Genomic DNA, 15,660 nt, shown 5'->3' with positions numbered 1-15,660 from the left:
TCGGCGGAACGGTGCAGCCCGATAGTCTGGGTCGGGTGGTGCTGCGGTCCGGGCGCCGCCGCCGATCCGACCGGACCATCGACGAACAGTGAGGTGCTCTTCCGTGCGTTTCTTCTACGACACCGAATTCATCGAGGACGGTCGCACCATAGAACTGGTCTCCATCGGGATCGTCGCGGAGGACGGCCGCGAGTACTACGCGGTGTCGACCGAATTCGATCCACGGCGCGCGAACGACTGGGTGAAGCGCCACGTGCTGTCGCAGCTGCCGAACATCAGCTCCCCGGTGTGGCGGAACCTGGCCACCATCAGGGATGAGGTGGAGGAGTTTCTCACCGGGGGGCCGGGGACACCGGAGCTGTGGGCGTGGGTGGGCGCCTACGACCACGTGGTCCTGGCGCAGCTGTTCGGGGACATGAGGGCGCTGCCCCGCTCGCTGCCCCGATTCACCCATGAACTGCGCCAGTACTGGGAGGCCGCCGGACGGCCCACACTTCCGGCCCTTCCCGAGGGGAACCATGACGCCCTCGTCGACGCCCGGCACAACCTGGACAAGTTCCGGCTGTGCAAACGTCATCTCCCGATGGACGATCGGAACCGGGTGCGCTCCGCGTACTGAGGCACCGTCGCGCCGGGCGGATGCGGGTACTTTCAGGGGGCTAAGGCACGGTGGGTGCTGCGTGCATGGTATGAATGTAGCGTGAGTTGGACAGTAGACCTCCCAGTAGATGAACTTCCCGATCTGCCCCCGTTGCCTGACGGCATCCGGCAGCGCTTCGACAGCGTTGTCGCGAGGGACGCGAAACAGCAGCCGACCTGGGATCAACGCCAGGCCGACAATGTTCGCAAGATCCTGGAATCCGTTCCCCCCGTCGTTGTCGCGCCCGAGATCCGCAGGCTGAAGAAGCAGCTCGCCGACGTTGCACTGGGCAAGGCTTTTCTCCTGCAGGGAGGTGACTGCGCGGAGACGTTCGAATCGAACACCGAGCCGCACATCCGCGCCAACGTCAAGACCCTGCTGCAGATGGCCGTCGTCCTGACCTACGGCGCCTCCACCCCGGTGGTCAAGATGGCCAGGATCGCCGGCCAGTACGCCAAGCCCCGGTCCTCCGATCTCGACGAGAACGGGCTGCCGAACTACCGCGGCGACATCGTCAACGCCGTCGAGGCCACCCCGGAGGCACGTCGCCACGACCCGGCCCGCATGATCCGTGCCTACGCCAACGCGTCCGCCGCACTGAACCTCGTCCGCGCACTCGCCGCATCCGGCACCGCTGACCTGCACAAGCTGCACGAGTGGAACCGCGAGTTCGTCGCGAACTCGCCGGCCGGTGCCCGCTACGAGCAGCTCGGTCGGGAGATCGAGGCGGGCCTCAAGTTCATGGCCGCCTGCGGTGTCAACGACCAGAACCTGCATTCAGCGAACATCTACTGCTCCCACGAGGCACTGCTCGTCGACTACGAGCGCGCGATGCTGCGACTGGCGGAGGACGAGAACGGGCAGACCGAGCTCTATGATCTCTCCGCGCATCAGCTGTGGATCGGCGAACGGACCCGCGGAATCGACGATTTCCACGTCAACTTCGCCGCTCTGATCGCGAACCCGATCGGCCTGAAGATCGGTCCCGGCTGCACCCCGGAGGAGGCCGTCGCCTACGCCGAGCGCATCGATCCCGACCGCGAGCCCGGTCGCCTCACCCTGGTCGCCCGCATGGGCCACGACAAGGTCCGCACCGTGCTGCCGGACATCGTCCGCGCCGTCGAGGAGTCCGGTCACCGTGTCATCTGGCAGTGCGATCCCATGCACGGGAACACCACGACCTCATCGAACGGCTACAAGACCCGCCACTTCGACCACGTCATCGACGAGGTCCAGGGGTTCTTCGAGGTGCACCGGGAACTGGGTACCCACCCCGGTGGCATCCACATCGAGCTCACCGGTGAGAACGTCACCGAGTGCCTCGGTGGCGCCGAGGACATCACGGACATCGACCTCCCGGGCCGCTACGAGTCCGCCTGCGACCCGCGCCTGAATACCCAGCAATCGCTGGAACTGGCGTTCCTCGTCGCGGAGATGCTCCGCAACCAGTAGCATTCCCCGGCTGAATCGACAGAGACGGAGGGCCCCGGGCGGGAAACCGCCGGGGCCCTCCGTCTCTGTCTGTGGTCGATCGACGGGCACGGAGAGGGGAACCCCTCCGTCGCTACCCGACCGTCCTGACCTTCACCGTCGTACCGGGGGAGACATCCCGGTTCCCGGCCGGGGACTGGGTCACGACGCGGGCCCCGTCCGAGGTTCCTTCGAGTCCCGTGTACGGCAACCCCGCTTCCTCCAGCAGCTTACGGGCCTCGTCCGCGCGCTTGCCGATCACGAACGGAACGTTGACCTTCCTGGCGACCAGGAGATTCACCCTGGGGTCCGCGGGGTCCACCCGCACGCCAGGTTTCGGGGAGACGTCCATGACCGCGTTGGCGGTTGCGCCCACCAGATCGGAGCGGGCGGTCTCGCCCACCGAGAGTCCCGCGTCGGAGAGCTCGCCGAGAGCCTCGTCTTCGGCCATCCCGACGATGTCGGGCACGGTCAGCGCGTTGGAGACGATGAGGGTCACGTCGGACCCACGTTTCAGGGTCTTCCCCGCGGGCGGGTCCGTCGTGACGGCGTCTCCCGCGTCGACCTCAGGGTCGAACCGTTCATCCGTGGCGGACACCGTGAATCCGGCCCGCTCCAGGGCGGCACGTGCCTCGTCCCCTGACATTCCGGTGACCTTGGGGATCTTCACCGGAGCCGGCCCCCTGCTGAGGTGGACCGTGACCGCTCCGTCGACCGGCACGGTCGCTCCCGACGGGGGCTCGGTGCTGACCACGGCTCCGGCCGGCACATCATCGGAGTAGACGGATTCGCCGTCCTTCCATCTGAGGGTCCGCTCGCTGAGCGCGGCTCTGAACCGCCCGGGATCGCGATCGGTGGGGAGTACCGGTACCGTGGGCGCACCCAGCGAGATCAGGACCGAGACCGGCTCACCCCGGGGAACCCGTTGATCGCCCGGGGGGTCGGTTCCGACCACCTGATCGAAAGGGACGGTGTCGTCGTAGACGCTGCGGGACACGGGCTCGAATCCGGCTTCGGTGACCGTGGCCGTCGCCGTCGCCGGATCCATCCCGAGGACCTGCGGGACCTCGCCGTACCGGCCGGAACCGTACCACCACGCACCCACGGCGATCATCACGGTCACGACGGCGACAACCGCCAGCCAGGTGATGAGCCCGAGCTTCGATCCACTGGTCACAGCGGGTCTGAAGGAGACGTCATCGAGGTGATCCGGGTTCCCGCCACCGTAGTGCGGTTCCTCCGGCGCGGGTACCCGGTTCGTGGCAGGGGGCTCGGTCGGCGGAAGGGGGACCGCGGCGTGGAGACCGTCCTGCTCCGGAAGCACGGTGGTCTCATCCGCTCCGGTGGGCGTCCCCGGGGTGACCGGGAGCATGCGGGTCTCCTCCGTCCCGGACTCCTGTTCCGGGAACCGGGTCGTCTCCGTACCGGAGTCGGATGGCCCGGTGGTCACGGTGGATTGCGGATCACCGGGAGCCGGGATGGCTCCGGTGAGCATGTCCGTGGGCATGTCGACGAAACCGGTCGCGCGGTGTGCCGCGGAGTTCCGCGGGGCGGGAACCCGGAAGGCGGCGAGCCCGAGTTCAGCCGCGACGTCCTCCAGTGCCTCGAGGAATTCGCCGGCGTCCGCGAACCGGTCCCCGGGGTCGCGGGCGGTGGCCGTGGCGACAAGTTCGTCGAACAGCGGTGGAACGCCGTCGATCCAGCTGCTCGGCGGCGGGACATCCTCGGTGAGACGCGCGTAGGCCCGGGCCGTGTCGTCCTCCCCGGTGAAAGGGGTGCGTCCGGTCAACAACTCGAACAGGACGATGCCCGCGGAATAGACGTCGCTGGCGGGGCCTGTTCCGGCGTTCTCCACCTGCTCCGGGGAGAGATAGCTCGCCGTTCCGATGATCCTGTCACTCGCGGCGGGGGAGGCCGCGGCGGCCCGGACCAGGCCGAAATCGGCGAGTTTCACCTGGCCGTCGGCGTTGATGAGGATGTTGTCCGGTTTGATGTCCCGGTGCACCATACCGGCCTTGTGCGCCACCGACAGTCCGGTCAGTGCACTGCGCATCACCGCGGTCGCCGCGTGCGGCGGCATGGGACCTCGTTCGGCGAGGAGTTCGCGGAGAGTCCCCCCGGTGATGAGTTCCATGATGAGGAACACGTGGCCGCCGTCGGCGCTGGTGTCGTAGACGTTGACGAGACACGGATCGGACAGCTGTGCCATGGAACGTGCTTCCCTCCGGAAGCGGTTCCGGAACACCGGGTCGCCGGCGTAGCGCTCGTCCATCACCTTCGCGGCCACGCTCCGTCCGAGCCGCAGATCCACACACCGGTAGACGGTGGACATGCCACCTCGGGCGATCGGGGTGTCGACCCGGTAGCGGCCCTCGAGAACGTCGCCGATGTCCAGCTGTGTCATGGCCCCAGTATGGACGATACCGGCCCCCGGTTCCAGCTGGCGGATCCCGTCTACGGGCGGAGAGAAGGCCGTTCGTCCGCGACGCTGCGGCAGACCCCGCCCGCACCCACGCCGTCACCGGTGTCCCCGACGCGCTAGATTGTGTGGTGTGAGTTACCCAGAATCCCGTGAAGTCCTGCCCGCCGATGAACCTCTGCTGAGTATCCCGGAAGCCGCCGAGAGGATGGGGGTCGTGGTCACCCGCGTCCATGATCTCCTGGGGGAGCGCAAGCTCATCGCCGTCTCCGTGGACGGACGCCGGATGATCCCCGCCGTGTTCCTCGACGAGGGGGGCCGCGTCAACCGCTTCGTTCCCGGGGCGATCGCGCTCCTGTCCGACGGCGGCTACGACGACCGGGAGATCCTCGACTGGTTGTTCACCCCGGACGAGTCCCTTCCCGGGCGCCCCGTGGACGGCCTCCACGGGCACCTCGCCCGGGAGGTCATGCGCCGGGCGCAGGCCGCGGGTCTCTGACGGGACGGGAGACCGCGCCGGCGTCGTCGGCGGTGCGGTGCTCCGCGGTGTGAGCGTCCGACATCAGCCACCGGGTGAGGTACCAGGCGGCGATCGCCAGTACTCCCATCCACGCGACGTTGTACATCTGGTGGTTCCCGCTCCCGGTGAATGACATCGCCACGACGACGGAGCACCACACCGTGATCCCGACGATCCGCCGGGGAGGTCCGAACGTCCCGAGGAGCACCACGAGGCTGACGTAGTACCAGGGGAGCGTGACCGCATTGAGGGTGACGACGACGGTGTAGGCCGCGGCGATCCCCATGATGTTCCTCCGGTCATCGCCGCGGAAGACCCACCACGCGACAGCCAGGCCGAAGAGCATGCCGACCATCCCGATCTCGCGCATGACCGCGAGTACCGCGTTGTAGCTGACCTCGGCCCCGGCCAGCCCGAGAACCGGGGTCACGATCCCCGCGAACAGCGACGGAAGCGCCAGCGGGTTGATCACCTTCGAGTTTCCGGACAACTGGGCTATCCAGCCCCATCCCGCACCGGACAACCAGGTGCAGGCGCTGACCACGACGAGGGTCGTGGCGACCGCCCAGAAGCCGGCGGCGATGAATGCGCCCACCGAGCCCAGGGGCAGGCCCCGTCTCCGGAGGTGGCGGTGCATCATCCAGACCAGGAACGGTAGCGCGATGACCGCGGTCGCCTTGAATGCGACGGACACGGCGACGAGTGCCATCGCGGCGGTGAACCGTCCATCCAGGGCCAGGAGGATCCCCAGTGACACCAGCGCGACCATCACGGACTCGTTGTGCATGCCTCCGATGAGGTGGAGCACCGTCACCGGATTCGCTACCCCCAACCACAGGGCGACGGCGGCATCGCCGTTGATCCGCGCCGCGATGCGGGGCACGCACCAGACGATTCCCCAGAATCCGATGAGTGAGATGAGTTTGTAGAGGAATACGCCCAGGGTGACACTGTCGCCCGCGACGGTGGTCACCCCGTCACCCAGCCACAGGTGCAGCGGACCGTACGGGGTCGTGGTGTTGCGCCAGTCATGGGAAACCTCGAGCAGCATCGGCCCGGGGTTGACCGCGGCGCCCTGCGAATAGGGGTCGAATCCGTCCCTGACCATCGCCCCCTGCATCAGGTAGGAGTAGACGTCCCTGGAGAGGATCGGGGCGGCGAGAATGAGTGGAGAGACCCACCAGACGAGCGTGCGGATGACGGCCCGGTCGCTGACCCTCCCGGCCAGGACCCCGCGACCCAGGAGGACCCAGGCGAGTGTCATCAGGGCGAGACCGAGCCACATCGCGACGTTCGAGATCGCGGCGCCGTGACCGTAGGAGAGGAAGGACAGCCCGATCGAGTCGAGGACGCCACCCCGGTAGCGGATCGCGCCGCCGCCGAAGGAGGCGAGTGTGATGATCACGGCAGCCAGGGTCCCGGCCGGTCGGGCGTCGGGGTGACGCGCGGAGAGGCTTTCCAGGGTGCGGAGCGGATGAATGGTCACGACGTCACATTCGCCGTGCAGTGGATCGGACCGCGAGATCGTGGAGCATCGCCCGGACCGCGGGTGTGATCTCCACCCTGTCCAGCTCGGCGAGTCCCGCCACCGTCAGCTCACTTATCCGGTTCTCGACCTGCTCCGGAGCACCCGTGGACCGGATGAGCTCGGTGAGCGCGGCGATCTCCGTGGGAGACGTCACCGTGCCGATACCGCGGCGCAGGTGTTCGGCGCCCTCCGGGTCGCGGGCGTCGAGGTGTCGCAGGGCCTCCGCGACGAGGACAGTCCTCTTGCCCTCCCGGAGATCGTCTCCCGCGGGTTTTCCGGTGATCTCCGGGTTCCCGAACACCCCCAGCAGGTCATCCCGCAGCTGGAACGCGATACCGATCTTGTGGCCGAAGCCGCGGTACGCGGAGATGAGTTCGGGGGACGCTCCGCCGAGGGCGGCTCCGAGGTGGAGCGGACGTTCGATGGTGTAGGCGGCGGACTTGTAGCGGTTGATCTTCTCGGCGACGCCGATGCGTTCGTCCCGGGACGACTCGACGTAGATGTCGAGCATCTGTCCGGCAATGACCTCCGTCCGCATCGCCCACCAGGGTTCCATGGCCGCGCGGAGTCGTCCGGGCGGCAGGTCCGCGCCGAGCAGCATCTCGTCGGACCAGGCGAGGGCGAGATCCCCGAGCAGCGTGGCGGTGGATATCCCGAAATGGCCGGAATCGCCAGCCCACCCGGCGGTCCGGTGGCGTTCCTCGACGATCCGGTGCACGGTCGGCCGCCCGCGCCGGGTGTCGGAGGAATCGATGATGTCGTCGTGGATCAGCGCGCAGGCCTGGATGAATTCCAGGGAGCTCACGGCCTCCAGGACCGCGTCGGGGTTCTCGGTCGGCGATTCCGTGCCGAGCCAGCCCACCCAGGCGAAGAGCGGCCGGATCCGTTTCCCGCCGCCGAGGACGAACTCCTCGAGGAGATCCGTCGCCGCGGCGACGTGATCGTCGATCTCCGCTAGCCGGTCTCTGCGGGCCGTGAAGAAAGTGGCGAGATGGTCCCGGACGAGGTCCGGGACGGCGCTCAATTCGTGGTGGGTGTCTACGCTGGTCATGCTTATCCTCGGGGGGTTTCTGAGGGGGGATGATAGACCGTGCTGTGAACAGAGCGGTCTATTTCGAGGTAGGTTCGTTGGGCAACCGTTCCTGTCACACCAACAAGATACCCAGAGATGTCTTCCTCACATACACCTGCCGTCAACCAGACCTCGGTCACCGAAGCGATCGCCCGCTCGACCTCGGGACGTATCCCGTTCTCGGTTGAGTTCATGCCGCCCCGCGATGACGCCGCGGAGCAGCGCATGTGGCACGCGGTGGAGACCTTCGACACGCTCGGGGCCGCCTTCGTCTCGGTCACCTACGGCGCGGGTGGATCCACCCGCTCGCGGACCAGCCGGATCGCCCGGCAGCTGGCGCGCCGCCCGCTCCCGACACTGGTCCACCTGACCCTGGTCAACCACACGGTGGAGGAACTGGAGGACATCCTCTGGACGTATGCGGGGGTCGGGCTGACCAACCTTCTCGCACTGCGGGGGGATCCGCCCGGGAATCCGACGGGGGAGTGGAAGCCCACCCCGGGAGGTCTCACCTACGCCATCGACCTCATCGAGATGACGCGTGCTCTCCCGGAGACCAGGCACTTCCAGATCGGTGTCGCGTCCTTCCCCGAGCGCCACTACCGTGCGGTGTCCGAGGAGTCGGACACCCTCCACACCCTGAACAAGCTGCGGGCCGGCGCCGAATACTCGATCACCCAGATGTTCCTCGACTGCGACCACTACCTACGCCTCCGTGACCGGCTGGTCGCCGCCGATCCGGAACAGGGTGCCAAGCCCGTGATCCCGGGGCTGATGCCGATCACCTCGCTGCGGTCACTGCGGCGGCAGATCGAGCTGTCCAGCGCGCAGTTGCCGAAGGAGCTCGAGCGGCGGATGGTGAAGGCCGCGGACGGGGACGAGAAGGCCAACGCCGAGGCCGTGCGCGAGGTGGGGATCGAGTGGACCACGAACATGGCGGAACGTCTCATCGCGGAGGGGGCGCCGGACCTGCACTTCATGACGCTAAACAACGCCCGGGCGACGCAGGAGGTCCTGCACAACCTGGGAATGGCCCCCGAATGGACCCCGGCGTCGACTAGCTCCCTTTCGGTCGGTTGACGGTCGCTCGATCGCGGATGGGTAGCTCTGCGGCGAGGACCGCGAAGAGCCGCGGGTCCGAGAAGAACGTGAAGTACCTGATCACGTCGGTGAAGCCCAGCGTGCGGTAGAGGCTGAAGGCGCGGTTGGCTTCGTCGGGTACCTCCGGGGTGGACAGCAGGGCCCAGCGCTGGGGCACGCCGTCGAGCAGCATCGTCAGTAGTTTCCTTCCGGTTCCCCTGCCCTGCATTCCGGGGAGGACGTGGAGCTCACTGATCTCGAAATAGTCGGAGAGGATCTCCGGCCACCGTGGGTCCCGTCCGCCGGACCTGGCGAGCCCGTCGGCGATCGCCCTGGTCCAGTTTCTGCGGAGCTCGCCGTCCATGCCGTAGGCGATGCCGGTGATCCTGCCGTCGGTGACCGCGCAGATGGCGCGGAACCCCGGGTTGTGCACCAGGCTCCGCCAGTGCCGCACGCGGCTCTGGCGCGAATGGCCGCCGAGGCCCCTGGCGTCGAGGTCCATCGCGGCCCAGTACAGGTCGACCAGCTCGGGGCAGTGGTTCACGAACTCCAGGGGGGTCATGGCTCGGATGACGGTACTCACATGATCCATCGAACCACAGGTCGGCCGGTTCGGTGTACGACCCGGGGTGGGTTGTCGGTGCTTCCACGGGGTGCCGTCCGGTCCGGGCACGCTCGAACGGCGGCGGGAGGGGATACCGTCAGCCCATCCGGCTTTAGAACAAGTGTTCTAAAGCCGGATGGGTCGTGTCCTCCGGGTTCTCTATCGTGCGGAAGTAGTTGAAGGGCGGCTGCCGCCGGCGTTCCGGAACCGGGACGCGGAGCACGAGGAAGGTGATCGGATCATGTCGAACGTCATTTCCGCGACCACGCGGTTCAACCGGGTTGGTGGACGTCGGGCCGAGTACCTCCGTCGTGCGGTGGTCCTGCTCGCGGAGGCGCGTGCCCTGCAGGCTTCGGGAGCCCACGATGCGGCGGTGGAGGAGGGGTACCGGGCGGCCCTGCGGACGGCCGGGGCTCTGGTCGCCGGGAGCCCGGTCTCCCGTAGGCGTCGCCTGCCCACCAGTGCCTGGGATCAACTCGCTCTGCTCGACGCCGACGGTGCACGGTGGGCGGCCCGGATGTCCGGCTACTCGTGTCTGCGGGACCGTGCGATGTGTGCGGGGGGATGTCCGGACGCGGACAGCGTCGAGACCTTCCTGAACGATGTGGACCGGTTCATCGATGCCGCGGAACGTCGGGAGGGGATCCTGCCTTCGGCGGCCTGACGGCGGTGTGGTCCGGTCCCGTGGGGGGAGCGCGGAAAGATCGGCCCACGGCGGCGACACAGCGGGAACTTTCCGGATAATCTGGACGTTGTTGTTGATGACAGCACGACACAGAAGTCTGGCGCCACATCCCGGGAGGATCACCATGTCGCTTTCTGAGCAGGAACAGAGGATGTTCCGAGAGATCGAAGAGTCTCTTATGGCGGACCCCAAGTTCGGGGCGGGGCTCGGCGCTGGTGTCTCCGGCGAACCCCGCCGTCCCACCGTCTCCCTACGGGGTATGGCCATCGGCGCGGTGGGCCTGCTTCTTCTCATCGGGGGAGTCGCCTTCAGCCTGCAGAGCCTCTGGTTCGTCGCGCTGAGCGTGCTCGGTTTCCTCGTCATGTTCGGGGCCGGGGTCTGGATGCTCAACGGCGGTGACGGTTCGGGCGAACTGGATCTCGGCCGAACCGGGGGGTCATCGCGCCGGATGCGTCCGGGGGGATCCGGTGGTTCCGGTCTCGGATCCGCCATGGAGGAACGGTTCCGCAGACGCTTCGAGGATTAGGGGGACCAGGGGGCGGGATCCCGGACTGATAGCTGAGGAAGGGCCCCACCGGCGGCAGCCGGTGGGGCCCTTCCTTGTCTGTCCGGGGTGCTTCGGCGACCCGTCCACAGTGCCTCCCGGTGTCCCCCACTTTCTCCCACCATCTTTCCCCACTTTTCCCCACCGTCGGGGGCTGTGGTGGAGATGTCGGCATAAGTGCAGGTCAAAACCGTGTCTGTGAATTGTGTAGCTGTTGTGGTTCGAGGGGCGGGAGTGTCGATCTGCCATTTCCGGGGTAGTTGATGGGGTGGATTGGTGAATGTCCCCCACCTCGAAAATTCGCGCAAACGACCTGTTCAAACCGGTTTTATCGCTCTCCGGGCGGGGGAATTCGGGTCGTGAGGTGTTGTGGGTGGGAGAAAGTGGGGTAGTGTGGTGCTTGGTGGTGGGAGATCCGGGGACACGTGTCCCGGTTGGACCACCCGAGACGGATTGATCTCCCTTCAGTGACACGCGGGCGAAAGGCGGTGCCGATCATGTTCCTCGGCACCTATACGCCGAAGCTCGATGACAAGGGGAGGTTGACCCTTCCGGCGAAGTTCCGTGAGGAACTGGCCGGAGGTCTCGTCGTTTCCATGGGGCAGGACCACTCTCTGGCGGTGTTCCCCAAGGAGGAGTTCGAGGCGCGCACCCGTCGTGCCGCCGAGATCTCGCGCACCAACCCGAGGGCCCGTGCCTTCATCCGCAACCTCGCAGCCAGCGCGGTCGAGCAGCGGCCTGACGGTCACGGCCGGATCACGCTTTCTCCGGCGCACCGCGAATACGCGGGGCTAACCAGGGAGTGTGTGGTCATCGGCGCGGTCGAGTCCCTCGAGATCTGGGACGCCGAGTCCTGGGACGAGTACCAGAAGCAGACCGAGGAGATGTTCTCGTCTGCCGCCGACCCGGATCTCAGCGGTCTTCTCTGACCGTGGGTACGGGTCGTGGACACCACAACTGAATCGAGTGGAGTGCGTGCACGGACTCTGTCCGGAGTGTCGCTCTGGTGTACTTCCCCGACATCAGATAGGCGCCCCGGACAGGGCCCTGTATTCACCCCCTCGAAGACAACGACAGCAATTCCCGGGCACGGAGCCCTGCACGATCGACCAGGACAGGAGGGGCGATGACGATGACCGGAAACGGCACCCACGGCCACGTCCCCGTCCTGCGGGAACGGGTCGCGGAACTACTCCGTCCGGCCGTCACCGGCGCCGGAGACGATGCGGTGATCATCGACGGAACGCTCGGTGCCGGCGGGCACAGCGAGTACCTCCTGACGGTCTTTCCCCGGGTGCGGGTCATCGGACTCGACCGGGACCCGCTGGCCCTGGAGCAGGCGAGTGAGCGACTGAAACCCTTCGGGGACCGTTTCCGCGGTCTCCACACGCGGTTCGACCGATTCGTCTCCGCCGTCGGGACCGACGACAGTGCGCCCTGCTCAATCGTCAGGGAACACGGCGTCTCGGGCGCCCTGTTCGACCTCGGTGTCTCCTCCATGCAGCTGGATCAGGCGGAGCGGGGTTTCGCCTACTCGCAGGATGCGCCGCTCGACATGCGGATGGACCCGACCACGGGTATCACGGCCGCGGACATTCTCAACACCTACGGACACGGTGAGCTCGCGCACGTGCTGAAGACCTACGGTGACGAGCGCTTCGCCGGGAAGATCGCCTCCGCGGTTCTCCGTGAGCGGGAGAAGGAACCCTTCACGACCTCCGGGCGGCTGGTGGAACTGCTCTACTCCACCATTCCGGCCGCGGCCCGGCGCACAGGGGGGCATCCGGCCAAGAGAACCTTCCAGGCCCTGCGCGTTGAAGTCAACGGTGAGCTCGACTCGGTCGCCGCGATGGTGCCTGCCATCACCGGAAAACTGCGTGTCGGTGGGCGGGCGGTATTCATGGCCTACCAGTCACTCGAGGACCGCATCGTCAAGAAGGCACTCGCGGAGATCACCACGTCGAGGACGCCGAAGGGGTTGCCGGTTGACCTACCCGGAACGGCCCCGGAGTTCCGGTTGGTGACACGGGGCGCCGAGAAAGCCCCGCAAAACGAGATCGAAGACAATCCCAGGGCTGCACCGGTGCGGGTACGTGCCGTGGAACGGATAGCCCAGTCGAACGGAGAAACCCGATGAGCACCACAGCACGCCTCCGGGCGACCCCCGAACCGAGCTACGCCGCCGCACCGGACGTCCGCACACGCCGTCCCGCACCCGTCCGCGCACCGGGACAGCCGGAGGGCTCCCGGCGTGGAGCGACACGGACCGCCACGTCCGGGGCTCCGATCGTCGATCTCCACCCCGCTCCGCGTACACGTCCGACGAGACAGTCGCCCACCCGTCCGGCGCCGCAGCGGCGCCGGTTCCAACGGGCCCCCGGATCCCGACAGGTCGTGTCGGTCCGTGGACGTCGGATCGTCGCACCCAAGGCAGATCCCGTACGGGTCCGGTTCGCGGCCGCCCTCGTCGCCACCCTTCTCACCGGCGTCATGCTCACCATGTACCTCTCCGGGGTCACCACGCAGCAGACGTTCCGGCTCCACGAGCTGTCCCGGACCGACAGCATGCTGGGCAACCAGCTGGAGACGCTGAACCGGGACAGTCAGTCCGCGAGGTCGGCCGCCGAGATCGCCCGCCGTGCAGCGGAGCTCGGCATGGTCGTCCCCGACCAGCCGGGTGTGCTCTCCGTCGGACCTGACGGCGCGGTCGATGAGGTCCGCGCCGCGGATCCCGCAGCGGTCCGTCCGATCATCGACGTCAACGGCTCGCGGGTGCTCCCGCGTCCGGCGAGCAGCGATCCGGCCGAGACCGACGCGGTGGCGGAACAGGTCCAGCCCCTGCCGCAGGGCGGGATTCCGGTGCCCGGTCAGGTACCCGATCAGGCTGAACCGGTGGTGGGGGCGAACAGTCAGGTCCCCGCTATCGCGCCCTACACACCCAATGTCCGCTCCGACCGGACGGGCGGGAGCGGAAGGTGACCCCCCGGGACCGTGGGAGGGTGAACCGCAGGCCGATGCCCCGGAACCCACGGCCCGGTGAATCCGTCCGGTCGGCGGTACCGGCGTCCACGCCTCCGGGTGGTGGGCCCACCCGCTCCACCCCGACGCCTTCAACCGACCCGGAACAGATGCACCGCCGGATGCGGATCGTCCGCACGCTCGTCATCGTCGGTGTCGTTCTGCTGACTCTCCGTCTGGCCTGCGTCCAACTCGTCTGGGGACCGGAGCTCGCGGCCCAGGCCCAGAACCAGCGCACCCGGGAGTACACCGACTTCGCGCGCCGTGGCACGGTCACCGACCGGGACGGTGCGCAGCTCGCGTACACCATGCAGGCACGTTCACTGACCGTCGCTCCACTCGTTCTCCGCAGGGAGATCCAGGAACGGCATGATATGGCCGTCGATTCGGGCGATCCTGAACAGATCGAGAAGTTCCCGCCGGTCGAGGATGTACTGGATGAGATGGCGAACGTCATTCCCCAGATGGTCCGGGCATCGGGCGCGTCCGCGCAGAAGGTCAAGCCCGAGGAGATCCTCCGGAAGCTGAAGGCCGACAACTCCTACACCGTTCTCGTCCGCAACGTCGATCCCGATGTGGCGGTCGAGATCGCGGAACGTTTCCCGGGTGTCGCGGCGGACCGTCAGGACATCAGGCAGTACCCCAACGGAGCCATCGCGGAGAACGTGATCGGCAAGATCTCGATCGACGGGGAGGGACAGTTCGGCCTGGAGGCCTCGTCCGACGGCGTGCTGTCCGGAATCAACGGCAAGTCGACCGAGGATGTGTCCACCAACGGTCAGATCATTCCGGGAACCCTCCGGGACCAGGTGCCCGTCGTCCACGGATCGGACATAGAGCTGACCCTCGATCTGGACCTGCAGACCTACGTGCAGCAGCAGTTGGAACAGGCCAAGCAGAACTCCCTCGCGAAATCCGCCTCAGCCGTGGTCCTGGATTCGACCACCGGTGAAGTCCTGGCGATGGCCAACACGGACACGATCGATCCCACCGGTGACATCGAGCGACAGCTGTCAAAGGGCAGGTTCTTCGGCAATCCCGCGGTGCAGGCTCCGTTCGAACCCGGATCGGTCGCGAAGATCATCACCGCCTCCGCCGCGATAGAGGACGGTGTGACGACCCCTGACGAGGTCCTCCAGGTGCCCGGATCGATCGACATGGCGGGGGTGACCGTAAAGGACGCCTGGCCGCACGGAGTGGTCCCATTCACCACCACCGGTGTCTTCGGGAAGTCCTCCAACGTCGGCACCCTGATGCTGGCGGACCGCGTCGGTCAGGACCGGTTCGCCGAGATGCTCGACAGATTCGGCGTCGGCCGGTACACGGGCATCGAACTACCCGGGGAATCCCCTGGACTGCTCCTCGACCGGTCGCAGTGGTCCGGCGGAACGTTCGCCAATCTGCCGATCGGACAGGGCATGTCGCTGACCCTGCTGCAGATGGCCGGTGTCTACCAGGCCGTGGCCAACGACGGCGAGCGGATCCAGCCGCGGATCATCCGGTCGGTCACCACCCCCGACGGTGAGGTCATCGAGCAGCCGGAACCGGAGCGGATCCGGGTCGTCAGCCCGGAGACCGCGCGTACCGTCCGGGGCATGTTCCAGGCCGTCACCCAGCGGGATCCGTCGGGTGTGCAGCAGGGTACGGGGCCGCAGGCGGCGATCGAGGGATACCAGATCGCCGGCAAGACGGGCACCGCCCAGCAGGTCAACCCCGACTGCAACTGCTACTCGAACTCCGACTACTGGATCACCTTCGCCGGTATCGCGCCCGCGGACGATCCCCGGTTCGTCATCGCGCTCATGCTGGACGATCCGGAGCGGGGTGTCCACGGAGAGGGTGGGCAGTCCGCCGCTCCGCTCTTCCACGACATCGCCGCGTGGTTGCTGAATCGCGACAACGTACCGTTGTCGCCGCCGCGGGAGGGGGGCCTCATCCTCCAGGCACAGTGATCAGGTTCGGGTGGGGCATCACCCGGTCACCGGCCCGGGACTCCCGTCCACCCGGGACCACAGATACAATCACGTTCCGCCCCGTAACCGAGGCAGTACCGATCCGAAAGCAATAAGGAGTGTGCCAG

The 15,660-nt window shown here is 67.3% G+C and carries 14 protein-coding genes; 10 read left to right on the top strand and 4 right to left on the bottom strand.

Going from position 1 to position 15,660, the window contains the following annotated elements; all coding sequences use genetic code 11:
* Nucleotides 1-103: 103 nt before the first annotated feature.
* Both KRX55_RS00415 and KRX55_RS00410 read left to right on the top strand, forming a co-directional pair.
* Complete coding sequence (locus tag KRX55_RS00415; protein WP_218405912.1) at nt 104-619, top strand: polyadenylate-specific 3'-exoribonuclease AS; 516 nt, start codon at nt 104-106, stop codon at nt 617-619.
* 81 nt (nt 620-700) lie between these two features.
* Nucleotides 701-2,092, top strand: coding sequence for a class II 3-deoxy-7-phosphoheptulonate synthase (locus tag KRX55_RS00410; RefSeq protein ID WP_218405911.1), 1,392 nt, complete (start codon nt 701-703; stop codon nt 2,090-2,092).
* A gap of 112 nt (nt 2,093-2,204) precedes the next feature.
* Here the strand turns inward: KRX55_RS00410 and KRX55_RS00405 are convergent, their stop codons facing one another.
* Nucleotides 2,205-4,514: a PASTA domain-containing protein gene (locus tag KRX55_RS00405; protein ID WP_218405910.1), complete on the bottom strand. Its 2,310-nt coding sequence runs from the start codon at nt 4,512-4,514 to the stop codon at nt 2,205-2,207.
* Between the two features lie 148 nt (nt 4,515-4,662).
* Here KRX55_RS00405 and KRX55_RS00400 point away from each other — a divergent pair, with 148 nt between their 5' ends.
* Entirely contained in the window at nt 4,663-5,028 is a 366-nt protein-coding gene (locus tag KRX55_RS00400; protein ID WP_370625710.1) for an Rv2175c family DNA-binding protein, read from the top strand.
* Here KRX55_RS00400 and KRX55_RS00395 read toward each other — a convergent pair.
* Both KRX55_RS00395 and KRX55_RS00390 read right to left on the bottom strand, forming a co-directional pair.
* On the bottom strand, nt 4,997-6,529 hold the full coding sequence (locus tag KRX55_RS00395; protein ID WP_370625733.1) for an alpha-(1->6)-mannopyranosyltransferase A: 1,533 nt from the start codon (nt 6,527-6,529) through the stop codon (nt 4,997-4,999). The genes KRX55_RS00400 and KRX55_RS00395 overlap by 32 nt on opposite strands.
* 10 nt (nt 6,530-6,539) lie before the next feature.
* Nucleotides 6,540-7,628, bottom strand: coding sequence for a polyprenyl synthetase family protein (locus KRX55_RS00390; protein WP_218405908.1), 1,089 nt, complete (start codon nt 7,626-7,628; stop codon nt 6,540-6,542).
* Nucleotides 7,629-7,745: 117 nt separating this feature from the next.
* Here KRX55_RS00390 and KRX55_RS00385 point away from each other — a divergent pair, with 117 nt between their 5' ends.
* Nucleotides 7,746-8,729 (top strand): methylenetetrahydrofolate reductase, encoded by a 984-nt coding sequence (locus tag KRX55_RS00385; RefSeq protein ID WP_218405907.1) that lies wholly within the window; start codon nt 7,746-7,748, stop codon nt 8,727-8,729.
* Here KRX55_RS00385 and KRX55_RS00380 read toward each other — a convergent pair.
* Nucleotides 8,707-9,312: a GNAT family N-acetyltransferase gene (locus KRX55_RS00380; RefSeq protein ID WP_370625709.1), complete on the bottom strand. Its 606-nt coding sequence runs from the start codon at nt 9,310-9,312 to the stop codon at nt 8,707-8,709. The genes KRX55_RS00385 and KRX55_RS00380 overlap by 23 nt on opposite strands.
* 262 nt (nt 9,313-9,574) lie before the next feature.
* Here KRX55_RS00380 and KRX55_RS00375 point away from each other — a divergent pair, with 262 nt between their 5' ends.
* The 6 genes from KRX55_RS00375 to KRX55_RS00350 all read left to right on the top strand — a co-directional run bounded on the left by KRX55_RS00375 (nt 9,575) and on the right by KRX55_RS00350 (nt 15,532).
* Nucleotides 9,575-9,997, top strand: a complete 423-nt coding sequence (locus tag KRX55_RS00375) for an SAV_6107 family HEPN domain-containing protein (protein WP_218405905.1) — start codon at nt 9,575-9,577, stop codon at nt 9,995-9,997.
* Nucleotides 9,998-10,196: 199 nt separating this feature from the next.
* On the top strand, nt 10,197-10,544 hold the full coding sequence (locus KRX55_RS00370; protein WP_370625708.1) for a DUF3040 domain-containing protein: 348 nt from the start codon (nt 10,197-10,199) through the stop codon (nt 10,542-10,544).
* A gap of 515 nt (nt 10,545-11,059) precedes the next feature.
* A complete protein-coding gene (mraZ, locus tag KRX55_RS00365; RefSeq protein WP_200257282.1) occupies nt 11,060-11,491 on the top strand; it encodes a division/cell wall cluster transcriptional repressor MraZ in 432 nt (143 codons plus the stop codon).
* 197 nt (nt 11,492-11,688) lie between these two features.
* Nucleotides 11,689-12,699: a 16S rRNA (cytosine(1402)-N(4))-methyltransferase RsmH gene (rsmH, locus tag KRX55_RS00360; protein ID WP_218405903.1), complete on the top strand. Its 1,011-nt coding sequence runs from the start codon at nt 11,689-11,691 to the stop codon at nt 12,697-12,699.
* Nucleotides 12,696-13,541, top strand: coding sequence for a hypothetical protein (locus KRX55_RS00355; RefSeq protein WP_218405902.1), 846 nt, complete (start codon nt 12,696-12,698; stop codon nt 13,539-13,541). The genes rsmH and KRX55_RS00355 overlap by 4 nt, the downstream gene beginning before the upstream one ends.
* Nucleotides 13,542-13,690: 149 nt before the next feature.
* Entirely contained in the window at nt 13,691-15,532 is a 1,842-nt protein-coding gene (locus tag KRX55_RS00350; protein WP_218406199.1) for a peptidoglycan D,D-transpeptidase FtsI family protein, read from the top strand.
* Nucleotides 15,533-15,660: the final 128 nt, after the last annotated feature.

The sequence above is a fragment of the Corynebacterium sp. TAE3-ERU16 genome, from assembly GCF_019209935.1.
GTDB classification, from domain to species: Bacteria; Actinomycetota; Actinomycetes; order Mycobacteriales; family Mycobacteriaceae; genus Corynebacterium; species Corynebacterium antarcticum.
The sequence above is the reverse complement of the archived record's forward strand: the minus strand, read 5'-3'. Positions and strand labels throughout refer to the sequence as shown.

Coding starts and splice junctions, on each gene's coding strand:
- KRX55_RS00405 (WP_218405910.1), bottom strand. CDS start 4,514: ATGACACAGCTGGACATCGGCGACGTTCTCGAGGGCCGCTACCGGGTC.
- KRX55_RS00390 (WP_218405908.1), bottom strand. CDS start 7,628: ATGACCAGCGTAGACACCCACCACGAATTGAGCGCCGTCCCGGACCTC.
- KRX55_RS00385 (WP_218405907.1), top strand. CDS start 7,746: ATGTCTTCCTCACATACACCTGCCGTCAACCAGACCTCGGTCACCGAA.
- KRX55_RS00375 (WP_218405905.1), top strand. CDS start 9,575: ATGTCGAACGTCATTTCCGCGACCACGCGGTTCAACCGGGTTGGTGGA.
- KRX55_RS00370 (WP_370625708.1), top strand. CDS start 10,197: ATGGCGGACCCCAAGTTCGGGGCGGGGCTCGGCGCTGGTGTCTCCGGC.
- mraZ (WP_200257282.1), top strand. CDS start 11,060: ATGTTCCTCGGCACCTATACGCCGAAGCTCGATGACAAGGGGAGGTTG.
- rsmH (WP_218405903.1), top strand. CDS start 11,689: ATGACGATGACCGGAAACGGCACCCACGGCCACGTCCCCGTCCTGCGG.
- KRX55_RS00355 (WP_218405902.1), top strand. CDS start 12,696: ATGAGCACCACAGCACGCCTCCGGGCGACCCCCGAACCGAGCTACGCC.
- KRX55_RS00350 (WP_218406199.1), top strand. CDS start 13,691: ATGCACCGCCGGATGCGGATCGTCCGCACGCTCGTCATCGTCGGTGTC.